This window comes from Streptomyces sp. NPDC051907, from assembly GCF_040681075.1.
Lineage (GTDB): Bacteria > Actinomycetota > Actinomycetes > Streptomycetales > Streptomycetaceae > Streptomyces.
Genome location: NZ_JBFAYB010000069.1, coordinates 1 through 16,262, shown reverse-complemented (window position 1 = coordinate 16,262; position 16,262 = coordinate 1). Strand labels below are relative to the sequence as shown.

Here is a 16,262-nt window from a genome sequence, read left to right as displayed (position 1 = left end):
AACCACCGGCCGCCTGCCGGGCCCTGAGGCGCCGCAGCGTCGGGGCGGCCGAGCATTGTGCACGGGAACGGTTGACTAGTTACTGCCCCGTACAGAAGATCGGTGCCATCGCATTCCGCCCGCCCCGACAAGGATGGAAACCATGGCGTACGACGCTGATGTGATCGTGATCGGGGCAGGGCTCGCCGGACTGGTGGCCACGGCGGAGCTCGTCGACGCCGGACGCACCGTCATCCTCCTCGACCAGGAGCCCGAGCAGTCGATCGGCGGGCAGGCGCACTGGTCCTTCGGCGGGCTGTTCCTCGTCGACTCGCCCGAGCAGCGCCGGATGCGGATCAAGGACAACCGCGCGCTGGCGCTCCAGGACTGGTACGGCACCGCGGGCTTCGACCGGGACGAGGACCGGTGGCCGCGCGAGTGGGCGGAGGCGTACGTCGACTTCGCGGCCGGCGAGAAGCGGTCCTGGCTGCGCGCCCAGGGCATGCGCTTCTTCCCGGTCGTGGGCTGGGCCGAGCGCGGCGGGTACGACGCCACGGGCCACGGCAACTCCGTGCCCCGCTTCCACATCACCTGGGGCACCGGACCCGGCGTCGTCGCCCCCTTCGAGCGCAGGGTCCGCGAGGGCGTCGCCCGCGGTCTCGTACAGCTCAGGTTCCGGCACCGGGTCACCGGCCTCAGCCGCACCGGCGGCGAGCTGGACACCGTCAGCGGCGAGGTCCTGGAGCCGTCGGAGTCCGCGCGCGGCGCCAGCAGCAGCCGCGAGGTGGCCGGCGCCTTCGAGTTCCGGGCCCAGGCGGTGGTCGTCACGTCCGGCGGCATCGGCGGCAACCACGACCTCGTCCGCTCGCAGTGGCCCGAGCGGCTCGGAACCCCGCCCCAGAAGATGCTCTCCGGCGTCCCCGCGCACGTCGACGGGCTGATGCTGGGCATCGCCGAGCGCGCGGGGGCGAGCCACATCAACCGCGACCGGATGTGGCACTACACCGAGGGCATCGAGAACTGGAACCCGATCTGGGCCAGGCACGGCATCCGCATCCTGCCCGGCCCGTCCTCCCTCTGGCTGGACGCGCGCGGCAGGCGGCTGCCCGTACCGCTCTTCCCCGGCTTCGACACCCTCGGCACGCTCGAGCACATCATGCGGTCCGGCTACGACTACACCTGGTTCGTGCTCGACAGGAAGATCATCGGCAAGGAGTTCGCGCTCTCCGGCTCCGAGCAGAACCCCGATCTGACGGGCAAGTCCGTCCGCGGCGTGCTCGGACGCGCCCGGGCCGACGTGCCGGGCCCGGTGAAGGCGTTCATGGACAACGGAGTCGACTTCGTCGTCGAGAAAGACCTCGGCGCGCTGGTGCGCGGGATGAACGCGCTCACCAAGGAGCCGCTGATCGACGAGGCGGAGCTGCGGCGGGAGATCACCGCGCGGGACCGGGAGATCAGGAACCCGTTCACCAAGGACCTCCAGGTCACCGCGATCCGCGGGGCCCGCAACTACATCGGGGACAAGCTGATCCGCACCGCCCCGCCGCACCGCATCCTCGACCCGGCGGCCGGTCCGCTCATCGCCGTACGGCTGAACATCCTCACCCGCAAGTCGCTCGGCGGACTGGAGACGGACCTGTCCTCGCGGGTGCTCCAGGAGGACGGCGAGCCGCTGCCCGGGCTGTACGCGGCGGGCGAGGCGGCGGGCTTCGGCGGGGGAGGGGTGCACGGGTACCGCTCGCTGGAGGGCACGTTCCTGGGCGGCTGCATCTTCTCCGGGCGCGCGGCGGGGCGGGCCGCGGCGAAGGCGGTCGGCTAGCGGCCATGTGCAGCGACGATGTGTGACGGAAGTCTGACGTCACTCCCCCTTCCCTGGCTTCCGAGCCCCCGTGGTGTTCGAATCGAGGGGTGAGCACACACCACTCGGACACGGAGGGCTCGCCCGTCGGGCGGCGCCTGGTGCTGTCGATGCTGGGCCTCGGCGCGGCCGGCGTCGCCGCCGCGCCCTATCTTCAGCGCGGGCTCGAGTCGTTCCTCGGCGCGGCCGCCGACAAGGACCCCACCGGTCTGACCGGTCTGCTGCCCAACGGCGGCGGCTTCCGCTACTACTCCGTCGCCTCCTCCGTCCCCCGCAAGAGCGAGCAGACCTACCGGCTGACCGTCGACGGGCTGGTCGACCGCCCGAAGACGTACACCCTCGACGCGCTCCGCGAGCTCCCGCAGACGCGCGTCGTCCGGGACGTCCAGTGCGTCACCGGCTGGCGGGTCCCCGACACGCCCTTCTCGGGCGTCAAGCTGTCCCTGCTGCTGGACGCCGCCGGCGTACGCCCGGAGGGCAAGGCGATCCGGTTCACCTGCTTCGACGGCGTCTACAGCGAGAGCCTCACCCTTCCGCAGGCGCGCCGCGACGACGTGCTCGTCGCCCTGCGGATGCAGGACAAGCCGGTCAGCCACTCCCACGGCGGCCCGGTCCGGCTCTATGTGGCGCCCATGTACTTCTACAAGTCGGCGAAATGGCTCTCCGGGATCACCGTCACCTCCGACGTCCAGCCCGGCTACTGGGAGGAGCGGGGATATGACGTCGACGCCTGGGTCGGCAGGTCCAATGGCCGCAGCGACACCCCCACGGTCTGAACAGCCCGCGCGGGTGCGGCGGTTCAGCCGCGCCGAGCGCTGGGTGCACCGGACCACCGCCGCGCTGATGCTGCTCTGCGTGGCCACCGCCGCCGCGCTGTACGTTCCGCAGATCGCCGAACTCGTCGGCCGCCGCTATCTGGTGGTCACCCTGCACCAGTGGTCGGGGCTGCTGCTGCCGGCGCCCTTCCTGCTCGGGCTCGCCTCGCCCGCCTTCCGCGCCGACCTGCGCAGGCTCAACCGGTTCGGCCCGCACGACCGGACCTGGCTGCGGGCGGCGCGGCGCAGGGACCGCAGGCCCGAGTCGCGCCCGGCGGGCAAGTTCAACGCCGGGCAGAAGGTGTACTCGGCCTGGATCGCGGGCGCGGCCTTGGTGATGCTCGGAACCGGGCTGGTCATGTGGTTCACGGATCTCACCCCGCTGGTGTGGCGCACCAGCGCCACCTTCGTCCACGACTGGCTGTCGCTCGCCGTGGGGATCGTGCTGTTCGGCCACATCGGGATGGCGCTCGCCGACCCGGAGGCACGCCGCGGCATGCGGACCGGGTCGGTCGAGCGCCCCTGGGCCCGCACCGAGCACCCGCTGTGGGACCCGGACGACGACTGACCGCCGTCGTCGCCGGGTCCCGACCGGACGAGCCGTACGGAACGGTCCCGTACGGCGCGAGCCCTACAGCACGAGGGAGAGCAGCAGGACGAAGACGATGCCGACCACCGAGATGATGGTCTCCATCACCGACCAGGTCTTGATCGTCTGGCCCACGCTCATCCCGAAGTACTCCTTCACCAGCCAGAACCCGGCGTCGTTGACATGGCTGAAGAAGAGCGAGCCCGCGCCGATCGCCAGCACCAGCAGCGCCGCGTGCGAGGTCGACATGTCGGCGGCCAGCGGCGCCACCAGCCCGGCCGCCGAGATCGTGGCGACCGTCGCCGAGCCCGTCGCCAGCCGGATCGCCACCGCGATCAGCCAGGCCAGCAGGAGCGTGGGGATCGCCCAGTCCTCGGAGAACTCCAGGATCATCTGGCCGACGCCGATGTCGATCAGCGTCGTCTTGAAGCCGCCGCCCGCGCCGACGATCAGCAGCACGCCCGCGATGGGGGCCAGGGACTTCTCCACGGTCGAGGAGAGGCGGTCCTTGGTGAAGCCCGCGGCCCGGCCGAGGGTGAACATGCCCACGATCACGGCGGCGAGCAGCGCGATCAGCGGCGAGCCGATGACGTCGGCGACCCTCTGGACCTGGTGCTCGGGGTCGTCGACGACGATGTCGACGAGCGCCTTGGCCATCATCAGGACCACCGGCAGCAGCACGGTGGCGACCGTGGCGAGGAAGCTCGGACGCTTGACGAGGTCCTCGGAGGGGCGCTGCGGGATCATGCGCTCGGGCGCCGGGATGTCCACCCAGCGGGCCGCGTACTTGGAGAACACCGGACCGGCGATGATCACCGTCGGCACCGCGACGACCAGTCCGAGCGCCAGCGTGACGCCCAGGTCGGCCCCGATGGCGTCGATCGCGACCAGCGGCCCGGGGTGCGGCGGAATCAGGCCGTGCATCACGGAGAGGCCGGCGAGCGCGGGGATGCCGATCCGCATCAGCGAGTAGCCGCCCCGCTGGGCGACCATCAGCACCACCGGGATCAGCAGGACGATGCCCACCTCGAAGAAGAGCGGCAGACCGATGATCGAGGCGATCAGCACCATCGCCCACGGCATGGACTTCTCGCCTGCCTTGGCCAGGACCGTGTCGACGATCTGGTCCGCGCCGCCGGAGTCCGCCAGCAGCTTGCCCAGGATCGCGCCCAGCGCGATCAGCACGCCCACGCCGGCCACGGTCGTGCCCAGGCCGGTGCTGAACGACACGATCGTCTTGTCCAGCGGCGCGCCCGCGAACGCGCCGAGGGCCAGCGACCCGATCGTCAGCGCCAGGAACGCGTGCACTTTGAACTTGGTGATGAGCAGGACGATCACGGCTATGCCGGCGAGGACGGCTATGCCGAGCTGAGCGTTGCCCGCCGAGGTGATCGGCTCGGCAGCGGCCGCTGCCAGCGTCTCGACGCTGAGACTGGTCACGGAGGCTCCTTGGCTTTCGTGCTCAGCCGTCGAGCCCGCGCAGGGCGGCGACGGCACGTTCGGTGATCTCTTGTGGTGCGCCGGACACGTCGACGCGGACGCCCGCCTCGTCGCTCTGCAGCGGCTCGAGCGTGGCGAACTGCGAGTCCAGCAGCGCGGCGGGCATGAAGTGCCCGGTGCGCTCCGACATCCGGCGCTCGATCAGCGCGCGGTCGCCGGTGAGATGAAGGAAGACGGCGTCGGGGGCCGCGGCCCGCAGCCGGTCGCGGTAGACCCGCTTGAGCGCGGAGCTGGAGACCACTCCGCCGAGCCCCGCCCGTCCGTGCGCCCACTGGCCGACAGCGTCGAGCCACGGCCAGCGGTCCGCGTCCTCCAGCGGGGTGCCGGCCGACATCTTCGCGATGTTCGCCGGCGGATGGAAGTCGTCGCCCTCGGCGTACGGGACGCCCAGTGCGGCGGCGAGCAGGGGCCCGACGGTGGTCTTGCCCGTGCCTGCGACGCCCATCACCACGACGACGTGGGGGGTGCTCATGTGGATGCCTCGCTGTCTGCGCTGTCTTCGTCGACATCGTTCGGTCGCGCTACTGAAACGCATTAGGTGCGACGTATTCAAGAGGCCGAGACATAAACGTCATACTTTTTGTTCGCGCAACCCGCCCCGTAGGCTTGCTCCATGACCACAGAGGGCCGGGGGCTCCATACCCATGTGCTGGACACGCTCGGCCTCGCGATCACCGCGGGCGAGTACCCGACGGGGAGCGTGGTGCGCACGGACGAGGTGGCCCAGCGCTTCGACGTCTCGCGCACCGTCGTACGCGAAGTGGTCAGGGTCCTGGAGTCGATGCACCTGGTCGAGTCCCGCCGCCGGGTCGGCGTGAGGGTCCGCCCCGCCGAGGAGTGGAACGTCTACGACCCGCGGGTCATCCGCTGGCGGCTGGCCGGCGCGGACCGCCCCCGCCAGCTGCGCTCGCTGACCGTGCTCCGCTCCGCGATCGAGCCGGTCGCCGCGGGCCTGGCCGCCGTGCACGCCACGCCCGAGCAGTGCGCCGCCCTCACCCAGGAGGCCCTGGGCATGGTCGCGACCTCGCGCGGCCACCAGTTGGAGGGGTACCTCCGGCACGACGTCGCCTTCCACCGGGTGGTGCTCAACGCGTCGGGCAACGAGATGTTCGCCCGGCTCGGCGACGTGGTGGCCGAGGTCCTCACCGGCCGCACCCACCACCAGGTGATGTTCCACGACCCCGATCCGGCGGCCGTCACCCTGCACGTCCAGGTGGCCGAGGCCATTCGCGAAGGCGATGCCGAGCGGGCCGAGAAGCTCACGCGCGAGATCGCCGTGGGGGCCCTCCAGGAGCTGGATGTGCTCGCTCCCTGAGGATCATGGCACCCTTGGTTCGCATTGTCGAAACCTCTGAAATACCTCAGATCTATGTCTGAGTGAGGTTGGCCACTGCCAAAATCCCAGGGTTGCCCCGACTATGAGCCCTCGGGCCTTCTATGCCCAGAGGCCGAGCCGCGGTGACTGTCTTCCGCACCGCTGGGAAGGCCGCCGGCGATGGCCGGGTACCGCACACCCCCTCACGAAGGCGAACATCTCCATGAGTGACCGCACCATGTCTGCGGCCGACACGCCTGTCGCCGAAGCCCCGGCGACGAGCTCCCCCCACGTAGACGCCGGTGACGCCGGGTACCGCAAGGACCTCAAGTCGCGGCACATCAACATGATCGCCATCGGCGGCGCCATCGGTACGGGACTCTTCCTCGGCGCCGGCGGCCGCATGGCCAACGCCGGCCCCTCGCTGTTCATCGCCTACGCGGTCTGCGGCGTCTTCGCCTTCTTCGTCGTGCGCGCGCTCGGCGAGCTGGTCCTCTACCGGCCCTCCTCCGGCGCCTTCGTCTCCTACGCCCGTGAGTTCATGGGCGAGAAGGGCGCCTTCGCGGCCGGCTGGCTGTACTTCCTCAACTGGTCGACGACCGCCATCGCCGACATCACGGCCGCCGCGGTGTTCGCGCACTACTGGTCGGCCTTCAGCGACATCCCGCAGTGGGTGCTCGCCCTCATCGCGCTCGCCGTGGTCCTCACCGCCAACCTCATCTCGGTGAAGTACTTCGGCGAGATGGAGTTCTGGTTCGCGATCATCAAGGTCGGCGCGCTGGTCATCTTCATGCTCATCGGCATCTACCTCGTCGCGACCTCGCACGACATCGGCGGCCACACCCCGGGCCTGTCCACCATCACCGACAACGGCGGCATCTTCCCGAGCGGCGTCATGCCGATGCTGCTGCTGATCCAGGGCGTCGTCTTCGCCTACGCCTCCGTCGAGCTGTGCGGCGTCGCCGCCGGCGAGACCGAGAACCCCGAGAAGATCATGCCGAAGGCCGTCAACTCGATCATGTGGCGCGTCGGCCTCTTCTACGTCGGCTCGGTCGTGCTCCTCGCGCTCCTGCTGCCGTACACCGCGTACTCCGGCGACCAGAGCCCCTTCGTCACCGTCTTCGCCAAGCTCGGCATCCCCGGCGCGGCGGACGTGATGAACCTGGTCGTGCTCACCGCGGCCCTGTCCAGCCTGAACTCCGGCCTGTACTCGACCGGCCGCATCCTGCGCTCGATGTCGATGTCCGGCTCCGCGCCCAAGTTCACCGGCGTGATGAACAAGGGCGGCGTCCCCTACGGCGGCATCCTGCTCACCGCGGGCTTCGGCGTCCTCGGCGTGGTCCTGAACTACGTCATGCCGGGCGAGGCGTTCGAGCTCGTGCTGAACTTCGCCTCCATCGGGATCATCGGCACCTGGGGCATGATCATGCTCTGCTCGCTGCTGTTCTGGCACCGCTCCAAGGACGGCCGGGTCACCCGCCCCTCCTACCAGCTGCCCTGGGCCCCGTACACCCAGATCGCCACGATGGTCTTCCTGGCCTCGGTCCTGGGCCTGATGTGGATGGACGGCGACATCAGCCGCAAGACCGTCAACTGTCTGCCGCTCATCGCGGCCGCGCTGGTCGGCGGCTGGTTCCTCGTGCGCAAGCGCGTCGCGCAGACGGAGGCCGAGCGCAAGGCCGGGTGACGCACGCGCGCCTGCGCCCGACGGCCGCACACGCCTGACGGCCGCACGCCTGAGGGCAGGGCCCCCACGGGAGACATCCCGCGGGGGCCCTGCCCATTTGCGGCGTCAGTGGTGCGGACCGTGGCCCGCGCCGTGGTCGAACTTCAGCGCCTCCTTGGGCATCACCACGAACGGCCGCATCATCCCCATGTCCTCGTGCTCCAGCAGATGGCAGTGGTACATGAACCGGCCGTGCGCCCCGTCGAACCGGCCCATCACCTTCACCAGCTCCGCCGAGGTCACCCGGAAGACGTCCTTCCAGCCCTGCTCGTTCGGCGGGACGGGGATCTTCCGGCCCGGGTCGTGCACGACGGGGCTGCGGGTCCCGCCGAGCGCCGGGTCGAAGCCGCCGACCTGGTACGCCTCCCGCGCCACCACCTGGAAGTCCGCGAGATGGATGTGCATCGGATGCATGGGAGCGCCCAGATTGAGGAAGGACCACTGCTCGTAGGCGCCCTCGCCGATGGTGATGCCCAAGCCGTCGTTGAAGGTGCGCGCCGTGCGCCGGTAGGTGCGGACCCTGCCGTCCGCGCCCTGGACCTGGATCACGCCCTCCGCCGGGAGCTGGACGTCGACGTGCTCGAGCTCCTTCATCTCCCAGATCTCGGGGTGCCCGCCGCCCCCGACCGTCCCGGGCGGAGTGAGCACGATCAGCCGGTGCCCGTGGTCCACTTGGCCGTGGTCGAAGCGGCGGAAGGACCCGGACAGCACCTCGGGCAGCACGAAGTCGTCCCGCTGCCCGCTCTCGCGCACCCGGAACTCCATCACCTGCGGACACGGGACGCTGTCCGCGAGGTCCGGCACGCCCGGCCGCTCGTTGCGGCCCTTGTTGACCAGCCGCAGCCGCTTCCCGGCCAGCGCCCGGAAGTCGACGAGCAGATCGAAGCGCTCGGCCGGGGCGATGGTCAGCGGCTGCCCGCCCGTGAAGTCCGCGGGCGCCGGGCGCGGCAGCAGCCCGCCGTCGCTGCCGATCTGGTGCACCACGCCGGGCACCGGGTTGTCGTCCTCGTCGACCAGCACCAGGTTGTAGGTCCGCGCGTTGGAGGCGTTCACCAGCCGGAACCGGTACCAGGCGTCGTCGACGTCGAGATGCGGCCAGATCGTCCCGTTCACCGTGGAGTACGGGCCGAGGAAGGGCAGCGTCACCGGCTTGCCCGTCTCCGGGTGGCTGGCGATCAGCACAGTCGTCTTGTGCAGCAGCCGCCCGTTGAGCCGCCCGTCCTCGTCCGTGTCCAGATTGCGGTCGGCGAGGATCAGCGGCAGCTCCCGGTCCCCGGACGGGAGGCGGAGGGCGTCCTCCTCGTCGTCCCGCACCAGATACGTGCCGACCAGACCCGCGTAGACGTTCCACCGGGTGATGTTCATGGCGTGGTCGTGGTACCACCACTGCACGGCCTGGTGGTCGTTCGGATACTCCGACAGCTGTGCGTCGCCGCAGGTCACCGCGTTGTCCGCCCAGCCGTCGTTGCCTCCGCCGGTCTGCGCGCCGTGCAGATGCGTCACCGACCAGGCGGGCAGCGCCGCCACGTCCTTGTTCGGCTCGACGCCTTCGCGGCCTGGCCGGTTGTGCGGCAGCGGCCGGCCCGGCGGCACTGGGCCCACCTCGACCGCCGTGACGGGGTACTCGCTGCCCGGCGGGATCCGGTTGGTCCAGGCGATCCGGATGCGCCGGCCGCGCCGCACCTCGATGGTCGGGCCGGGGACCACGCCGTCGTACCCCCACATCAGGGTCGGCGGCAGCTGCGAGTGCAGCCGCGCCCAGGTGGGGCGCAGCGCGATCTCGATCTCCTGGGTCACGTCCGGCACGTCGGGGCGCAGCACCGGCGGAACCGTCAGCGGGTCGGCGTACGGCGTCAGCCCGCCGGCCTCGGCCAGGGCCTCCGGCGCCGCGACGGCGCTCTCCCGGGCCGTGCCGTCGGCCGTGTCCTGCGTCGTCGAGCCAGTGGTGTCATGGGTGGTGTGGTCGGTCGTGCGGTCGATGATCTCGGTCAACGTACTTCCCCCGTACCGTCGTGCTCGATCATTGGTCCTGCACCCGAGGAGACACCCCTGCGAGTGCCGGAGTTGCCCGTTGCGAGGCGTCTGGCCGAAATCATCCCGTACGCCCCGGTGGGCAGCGTAGAAACACGCCATCGCGGCGCGCCGCCGTGACAGGCCATAGTGGTGGTCGACTTCATGTGCGAAGAGGCCGAGAAGGGCAGGTACTGCGATGTCGCAGCAGGTGCAGGGCGTGATCGCGCCAGGGAAGAACGAGCCGGTACGCGTCGAGACGATCGTGGTCCCCGATCCAGGACCCGGCGAGGCCGTGGTGAAGGTGCAGGCGTGCGGCGTCTGCCACACCGATCTGCACTACAAGCAGGGCGGGATCAACGACGACTTCCCGTTCCTTCTCGGCCATGAGGCGGCCGGAGTGGTGGAGTCCGTCGGCGCGGGCGTCACCGAGGTCGAGCCCGGTGACTTCGTCGTCCTCAACTGGCGTGCGGTGTGCGGCCGCTGCCGTGCCTGTCGGCGCGGCCGGCCGCAGTACTGCTTCGACACCCACAACGCGCGGCAGAAGATGACCCTCCTCGACGGCACGGAGCTCTCGCCGGCGCTCGGCATCGGGGCCTTCGCCGAGAAGACCCTGGTCGCCGCGGGGCAGTGCACCAAGGTCGACCCGTCGGTCTCCCCGGCCGTCGCCGGCCTGCTGGGCTGCGGGGTCATGGCCGGCATCGGCGCGGCCGTCAACACCGGCCAGGTCGGCCGCGGCGACACCGTCGCCGTCATCGGCTGCGGCGGCGTCGGCGACGCGGCCGTCGTCGGCGCGCGGCTGGCCGGAGCGGCCCGCGTCATCGCCGTCGACATCGACGACCGGAAGCTCGAGACGGCCAAGACGATGGGCGCGACCCACACCGTCAACTCCCGTTCCACCGACCCCGTCGAGGCGATCCGCGAGCTCACCGGCGGCTTCGGCGCGGACGTCGTCATCGAGGCGGTCGGCCGCCCGGAGACGTACAAGCAGGCCTTCTACGCCCGTGACCTGGCCGGCACGGTCGTCCTCGTCGGCGTGCCCACCCCCGAGATGCAGCTGGAGCTCCCGCTGCTGGACGTCTTCGGCCGCGGCGGCGCGCTCAAGTCCTCCTGGTACGGCGACTGTCTGCCGTCCCGGGACTTCCCGATGCTGATCGACCTGCACCAGCAGGGCCGTATCGACCTGGCCGCGTTCGTCACCGAGACGATCGGGCTGGGCGACGTGGAGAAGGCCTTCGCCCGGATGCACGAAGGCGATGTGCTCCGCTCGGTGGTCGAGCTCTGATGGCGGCCCGCATCGACCGCCTCGTCACCTCCGGCGTGTTCACGCTCGACGGCGGAAGCTGGGAGGTCGACAACAACGTCTGGATCGTGGGCGACGACCAGGAGGCGATCGTCGTGGACGCCGCCCACGACGCCCCGGCCATCGAGGCGGCGCTGGACGGACGCACCCTGCGCGCCATCGTGTGCACCCATGCCCACAACGACCACATCGACGCGGCCCCGGCGCTCGCGGCCGCCACCGGCGCGCCGATCCTGCTCCACCCCGACGATCTGCCGCTGTGGAAGCAGACGCACCCCGAGCGCGCCCCCGACGGCGAACTGGCCGACGGCCAGCGCCTGACCGTCGGCGGGATCACGCTCACCGTGCTGCACACGCCGGGGCACGCGCCGGGCGCGGTCTGTCTGTACGCCCCCGAGCTGTCCACGGTCTTCACCGGCGACACCCTCTTCCAGGGCGGCCCCGGCGCGACCGGACGGTCCTTCTCCCACTTCCCGACGATCATCGACTCGATCCGCGACCGGCTGCTCGCCCTGCCGCCCGAGACGGCGGTGCGGACCGGCCACGGAGACGCGACCACCATCGGCGACGAGGCGCCGCATCTTCAGGAGTGGATTCAGCGCGGCCACTGAGCGAGCCGCAGCCCGCTCTCGAAGCGGCGCGGCTCGCCCGTCGCCGGATCGGCGAACTCCAGGACCTTCGCCAGGAGCTGGAGCGGGCGGGAGTAGTCGTCGGCGCGCCGCTCCTGGACGACCGGATAGAGCGGGTCGTCCAGGAGCGGCAGCCCCAGGCTGTTCATATGGACCCGCAGCTGGTGGGTGCGGCCGGTGGCCGGCAGCAGCCGGTACCGGCCGAGAGGGCCCCGGTGCTCGACCAGCTCGATCCGGCTCTCGCTGTTGGGCTCGCCGGGCTCCTCCCGGGCGGCCAGCACCCCGCGCTCCTTGACGATCCGGCTGCGCACGGTCCTGGGCAGCGCCACGGCCGGGTCGTACGCGGCCACCGCCTCGTACTCCTTGCGCACCAGACGGTCCCGGAACAGCGTCTGGTACGCGCCCCGGTCCTCGGGCCGTACGACGAAGAGCGCGAGCCCCGCCGTCAGCCGGTCCAGCCGGTGCGCGGGCTGGAGCTCGGGCAGCCCCAGATCCCGGCGCAGCCGGGCCAGAGCCGTCTCGGTGATATGGCCGCCGCGCGGGGTGGTGGCCAGGAAGTGCGGCTTGTCGGCGACTAGGACGCGCTCGTCGCGGTACACGATCCCCACCTCGAAGGGGACCCGCTCCTCGGGGGCGAAGTCCCGGTGGAACCAGAGACAGCGCCCCTCGGCGTACGGCTCGTCGGCGGCGACCGCCCCCTCCAGGGAGACGACGCGCCCCTCCCGGAACATGGCGTCCAGCCTCTTAGCCCCCACCGCCTGGCCGTACCGCGCCGCGAAGTGGTCGCCGACCGTGGCCCAGGCGCCGTCCGGATCCGCGGGCAGGCGCACCCGCACGGGGTCGATGCCGTCGCGCTGGGGGAGCGGCGAGGGCGGGGCGCCGCGGTGTCTGCGTCTCACCGAGGCGACTGTAGGCCCACCGCGTCGGAGCTCCGGGAGGCGGGGGAGCGCGCCGGATCGTCGGGGCGCCCCGACGGGCGGGCGTCCTGCCGCACCAGCAGCACGATCGCGGGGACGGGGAAGAGCAGCAGGAAGAGGTTGGGGATCCACCAGCTGAGGGACCAGTCGCCGCGCAGCGCCCAGAAGACCACCGCCTGGAGCCCGGCGGTGCTGGTGAGGGTGAGCGAGACGAGCATCAGCGGGCGCCAGGCCAGCCGGCGCCGGGCGAGCAGGGCCGCGCCGCAGCCGCCGCGGGCGAGGACGAGGGAGGCGAGACCGGTCGCGCTGGCGGCGATGTCGAGCGGCAGGAAGGAATAGTTCCAGTCGCTCATCACCGGGTCGTCGTAGTCCTTGTACGCGTACTGGGCGGGGATGAGGACGAGGAGCGAGGCGGTCCAGTAGAGGAGGAAGGCGACGTCGGTGACGAGCATGGCCCCCTTGACCAGGCGCAGGCCCGTCTCCTTCGGCGGCTGTGCCTCCTGTGCCTTCTGTGACCCCTGCGCTTTCTGTGCCTTCAGTGTCCCTTGCGCCCCCTTCGGCGCTTCGGCGTCCTTCGCGGCGCGGCTCATCGTCAGTGCTCCATCCCGCCGCCGAGGTACATCACGGCCACGCCGACCACGACGAGCACCACCCCGACGATCGTCGCCGGACGCACCGGCTCGTCGAAGAGGAAGACCCCGCCGAGGAACGCGCCGACGGTGCCCACGCCCGACCAGATGGCGTACACCGGGCCGACGTTGAGGGTCTTGAGCGCCTGCGCCAGCAGCACGAACGCCGTCGCATAGCCGGCCACCACCAGCAGGCTCGGGCCGAGGCGGCTCAGCCCGTGGGAGGCGCGCAGCGCCAGCGTGGCGATCACCTCGGAGACGATCGCGCCCGCGACCAGAACGATGCCCATCAGACGGTCTCCCCGCTTGCCTCGCCGCGCCCGCCGGCGGCCCGCTCGGCGCCGGGGCCGATGTCCGGGCCGACGTCGAGGCCGCCTCGTTCGGTGTCCTGGCCGCCATCCTGTCCCACACGGCCCGTGTCAGGGTCCGCGAACCGGCGCGTGTCGGGGGGCGTGCCGGGGGCGGCGTCCGGGTCGGCGGCTGGGGCGGCGGACTCGTCGATCAGCCGGCTCACCAGCTCGCGGAGCTGCTCATGGGACGCGCCGCGCGGCGCCGCGAGCCCGAGCAGACGCGCGGTCCACCAGCCGTCCACCGCCATCCGCACCAGCGAGCTCACGCCCGGCGCCAGCCCGTCCGCTTCCAGCCGCTCCTGCCAGCGGCGGTAGTGGCGCCGCAGCACGTCGAGCACCTCGGGCCCTCCCGCCGCCGCGAGCAGGGCGACAGGGACCTCGTCGGGCAGCTCGTCGCCCTCCTCGGGGGCCGCGGCCGGGATCGACGCGTCGAGCCAGGCCCGGGTGTAGGCGCCCGGCGGCGCGCCGGGGTCCGGCAGCACCGCCTCGAACCGGTCCACCAGCCGCTGGACGACGCCCTCCACCAGGGCGTGCTTGCTCGGGAAGTGGTGCAGCAGACCGCCCTTGCTCACCCCCGCCTCCGATGCCACGGCGTCCAGCCGGACGGCGTCCACGCCGCCCTTCACCAGCAGCCGTTCCACCGCGTCGAGGAGCCGATCGCGCACTGTCCCACCTGTCTCTTCCGTACCGGCGAACTAAACCGACCGTCTGGACGGTCGAATGCAGCGTAGCATCATCCTCGCAGGGCCTGCCGACCGAGCCTGATCGCCGCCGAGAAAGCGGAACTGTTAAATCCAGGTGGATTGGCGGAGTGCTGTCAAGGGTTTGGTTGACATGAATGGCCGGAACTGGTTACGGTCCACTCGCCTAATTCGGTCTGCTGTTGAAGTGGATCATCATCAGTTTGTCGATCGGGGGATTTGAATGGCCAATAAACTGACACCTTAGACTCCGCACCGAACATCACCGGGCCGCAGGGGCCCGCAGCACCACGCCCCCAGCCCCTGCCCCCGCGGTGCGTCCCGCAGTCGTGCGCCGGCGCGGTCGTTGACGACCGGCGCGCCGGGCTGCCCCAGGTCAACGGCGACCTATGGATCCACCGTCCGGCGATGTGGATCCTCTCTCGGCTCACGCGACTCTCGTCATCCGCTCCTGCGTCCCGTCATTCCCTCCCGCCTGCCAGGAATACCTATCGGGCGAGCGAATGCGCCAGGCGCTGATTTCTCACTGCGTGGACCGCTCCTTTTCGCGCGGGAAATTCCGGTCGCGACACGGCCGGCCCAGTCGCGCGCGCATTCCAGCTGCTAGGGGAATTCTTCGTGAATGCGATAACAGAGAACACGGTTCATACGGTCCGTACAGCGCAGAATGACGTATTCTCTCGCTTCGCCGCGTTCACCGCGGCGACCGAGCTGATCGGGGCGGGCCTCTACCCCTACTTCCTGCCGCTCGACGGCCACGAGGGCACGACCGTACGGCGCGCCGGCCGCGAGCTGATCATGTGCGGCTCCAACAACTACCTCGGCCTGACCGCCGACCCGCGCGTACGAGCCGCGGCCCGCGACGCGCTCGACGCCTACGGCACCTCCTGCACCGGCTCCCGCTTCCTCAACGGCAACATCGACCTCCACCACCAGCTGGAGGAGGAGCTCGCCCGCTTCCTGGGCAAGCCCGCGGCGCTGGTGATGTCCACCGGCTACCAGACCAACCTCGGCGTGCTCACCGCGCTGCTGACCCCCCGGGACTACGTCCTGATCGACAAGGACGCGCACGCCTCCCTCGTCGACGGCTGCCGCCTCAGCGGCGCCAAGGTCCGCCGCGTCCCGCACAACGACCCCGCCGCGCTGGCCCAGGCGCTGGAGCGGCTGCCCGACCACGCGCCGCGGCTCGTCGTGGTCGACGGCGTGTACTCCATGGAGGGCGACGTCTGCGACCTGCCCGCGATATCCGCCGTCTGCCGGCGCTACGGCGCCCGCCTGGTCGTGGACGACGCTCACGGCCTCGGCGTGCTCGCCGACGGCCGCGGCACCGCCGCCCACTTCGGGCTCACCGACCAGGTCGACCTGATCACCGTCACCTTCAGCAAGTCGCTCGCCTCCCTCGGCGGCGCGGTCGCCGGCAGCGAGGAGGCGATCCACTACCTCAAGCACCACGCCCGCAGCCTCATGTTCAGCGCGGCGATGACGCCGGCCGACACGGCCGCCGCGCTCGCCGCGCTGCGCGTCCTGCGCTCGGAGCCCGAACTCGTCGTCTCCTTACAGGCCAACGCCGACTACGTACGAAGGGGCCTCGCGCAGGCCGGCGTCCAGACCGGCCACAGCACCACGCCGATCATCCCCGTGCCGACCGCCGGCGCGATGGAGACCCTCGCCGCCTACCACCGGCTGATCGAGCGCGGCGTCTATGTGAACCCGGTCCTGCCGCCCGCCGCCTCGCCCCGGCTGCGCACGAGCTTCATGGCCAGCCACACCGTCGACCAACTGGACCGGGTGATAGAGGCGTTCGCCGCCGAGGCGGACCTGGTCCGCCCCCGGGAGTGCGTCTCGGGGCCGGCCGACGCCTGGCACTGCCCGCCCGGGCTGGAGGAGGAGCCCTCGTACGCGCCGACCGTCGACCATCGGCTGCGCCACCTCCTGGAGCGC

General features: G+C 71.2%; 15 protein-coding genes. 8 read left to right on the top strand and 7 right to left on the bottom strand.

The features are described 5' to 3' along the window. Window positions 1-142 precede the first annotated feature (142 nt). The 3 genes from AB0M39_RS28985 to AB0M39_RS28975 all read left to right on the top strand — a co-directional run bounded on the left by AB0M39_RS28985 (window position 143) and on the right by AB0M39_RS28975 (window position 3,220). Window positions 143-1,798 carry an FAD-binding dehydrogenase gene (locus AB0M39_RS28985; protein WP_365368901.1) on the top strand — a complete coding sequence of 552 codons (1,656 nt, stop codon included), beginning with the start codon at window positions 143-145 and terminating at the stop codon, window positions 1,796-1,798. Between the two features lie 149 nt (window positions 1,799-1,947). Further along, the gene (locus AB0M39_RS28980) at window positions 1,948-2,613 is read left to right on the top strand and encodes a molybdopterin-dependent oxidoreductase (RefSeq protein WP_365368931.1); all 666 of its coding nucleotides are present in this window, start codon (window positions 1,948-1,950) and stop codon (window positions 2,611-2,613) included. Next, entirely contained in the window at window positions 2,585-3,220 is a 636-nt protein-coding gene (locus AB0M39_RS28975; protein WP_365368900.1) for a cytochrome b/b6 domain-containing protein, read from the top strand. Before AB0M39_RS28980 ends, AB0M39_RS28975 begins: the two co-directional genes overlap by 29 nt. 63 nt (window positions 3,221-3,283) lie before the next feature. On the opposite strand, the gene AB0M39_RS28970 is transcribed toward AB0M39_RS28975, so the two are convergent. Both AB0M39_RS28970 and AB0M39_RS28965 read right to left on the bottom strand, forming a co-directional pair. After that, window positions 3,284-4,681, bottom strand: coding sequence for a gluconate:H+ symporter (locus tag AB0M39_RS28970; RefSeq protein WP_365368899.1), 1,398 nt, complete (start codon window positions 4,679-4,681; stop codon window positions 3,284-3,286). Between the two features lie 22 nt (window positions 4,682-4,703). After that, complete coding sequence (locus AB0M39_RS28965; protein WP_365368898.1) at window positions 4,704-5,213, bottom strand: gluconokinase; 510 nt, start codon at window positions 5,211-5,213, stop codon at window positions 4,704-4,706. Between the two features lie 141 nt (window positions 5,214-5,354). On the opposite strand from AB0M39_RS28965, the gene AB0M39_RS28960 reads away from it, so the two are divergent. Both AB0M39_RS28960 and AB0M39_RS28955 read left to right on the top strand, forming a co-directional pair. Then, the gene (locus AB0M39_RS28960) at window positions 5,355-6,056 is read left to right on the top strand and encodes an FCD domain-containing protein (protein ID WP_365368897.1); all 702 of its coding nucleotides are present in this window, start codon (window positions 5,355-5,357) and stop codon (window positions 6,054-6,056) included. Window positions 6,057-6,279: 223 nt separating this feature from the next. Next, window positions 6,280-7,743, top strand: coding sequence for an amino acid permease (locus AB0M39_RS28955; RefSeq protein ID WP_365368896.1), 1,464 nt, complete (start codon window positions 6,280-6,282; stop codon window positions 7,741-7,743). Between the two features lie 105 nt (window positions 7,744-7,848). Here the strand turns inward: AB0M39_RS28955 and phsA are convergent, their stop codons facing one another. Then, window positions 7,849-9,657 carry an O-aminophenol oxidase PhsA gene (gene phsA, locus AB0M39_RS28950; RefSeq protein WP_365368930.1) on the bottom strand — a complete coding sequence of 603 codons (1,809 nt, stop codon included), beginning with the start codon at window positions 9,655-9,657 and terminating at the stop codon, window positions 7,849-7,851. 334 nt (window positions 9,658-9,991) lie between these two features. Here phsA and AB0M39_RS28945 point away from each other — a divergent pair, with 334 nt between their 5' ends. Together AB0M39_RS28945 and AB0M39_RS28940 are read left to right on the top strand one after the other, a co-directional pair. After that, window positions 9,992-11,077, top strand: a complete 1,086-nt coding sequence (locus AB0M39_RS28945) for an S-(hydroxymethyl)mycothiol dehydrogenase (RefSeq protein WP_365368895.1) — start codon at window positions 9,992-9,994, stop codon at window positions 11,075-11,077. Next, window positions 11,077-11,706: an MBL fold metallo-hydrolase gene (locus tag AB0M39_RS28940; RefSeq protein ID WP_365368894.1), complete on the top strand. Its 630-nt coding sequence runs from the start codon at window positions 11,077-11,079 to the stop codon at window positions 11,704-11,706. Before AB0M39_RS28945 ends, AB0M39_RS28940 begins: the two co-directional genes overlap by 1 nt. On the opposite strand, the gene AB0M39_RS28935 is transcribed toward AB0M39_RS28940, so the two are convergent. Genes AB0M39_RS28935 through AB0M39_RS28920 form a run of 4 tightly spaced genes read right to left on the bottom strand, consistent with a single transcriptional unit; the run spans window position 11,691 to window position 14,285 of the window. Further along, window positions 11,691-12,623, bottom strand: coding sequence for a pseudouridine synthase (locus AB0M39_RS28935; RefSeq protein WP_365368893.1), 933 nt, complete (start codon window positions 12,621-12,623; stop codon window positions 11,691-11,693). The two genes, AB0M39_RS28940 and AB0M39_RS28935, sit on opposite strands and share 16 nt — an antisense overlap. Further along, window positions 12,620-13,231 carry a DUF5360 family protein gene (locus tag AB0M39_RS28930; protein WP_365368892.1) on the bottom strand — a complete coding sequence of 204 codons (612 nt, stop codon included), beginning with the start codon at window positions 13,229-13,231 and terminating at the stop codon, window positions 12,620-12,622. Before AB0M39_RS28930 ends, AB0M39_RS28935 begins: the two co-directional genes overlap by 4 nt. 2 nt (window positions 13,232-13,233) lie before the next feature. Further along, window positions 13,234-13,560, bottom strand: a complete 327-nt coding sequence (locus tag AB0M39_RS28925) for a multidrug efflux SMR transporter (protein ID WP_365368891.1) — start codon at window positions 13,558-13,560, stop codon at window positions 13,234-13,236. Next, entirely contained in the window at window positions 13,560-14,285 is a 726-nt protein-coding gene (locus AB0M39_RS28920) for a TetR/AcrR family transcriptional regulator (RefSeq protein ID WP_365368890.1), read from the bottom strand. Before AB0M39_RS28920 ends, AB0M39_RS28925 begins: the two co-directional genes overlap by 1 nt. Before the next feature lie 654 nt (window positions 14,286-14,939). Between AB0M39_RS28920 and AB0M39_RS28915 the strand changes: the two genes are divergently transcribed. Continuing rightward, on the top strand, window positions 14,940-16,262 hold a 1,323-nt coding region (locus AB0M39_RS28915), incomplete at its 3' end, for a pyridoxal phosphate-dependent aminotransferase family protein (RefSeq protein WP_365368889.1).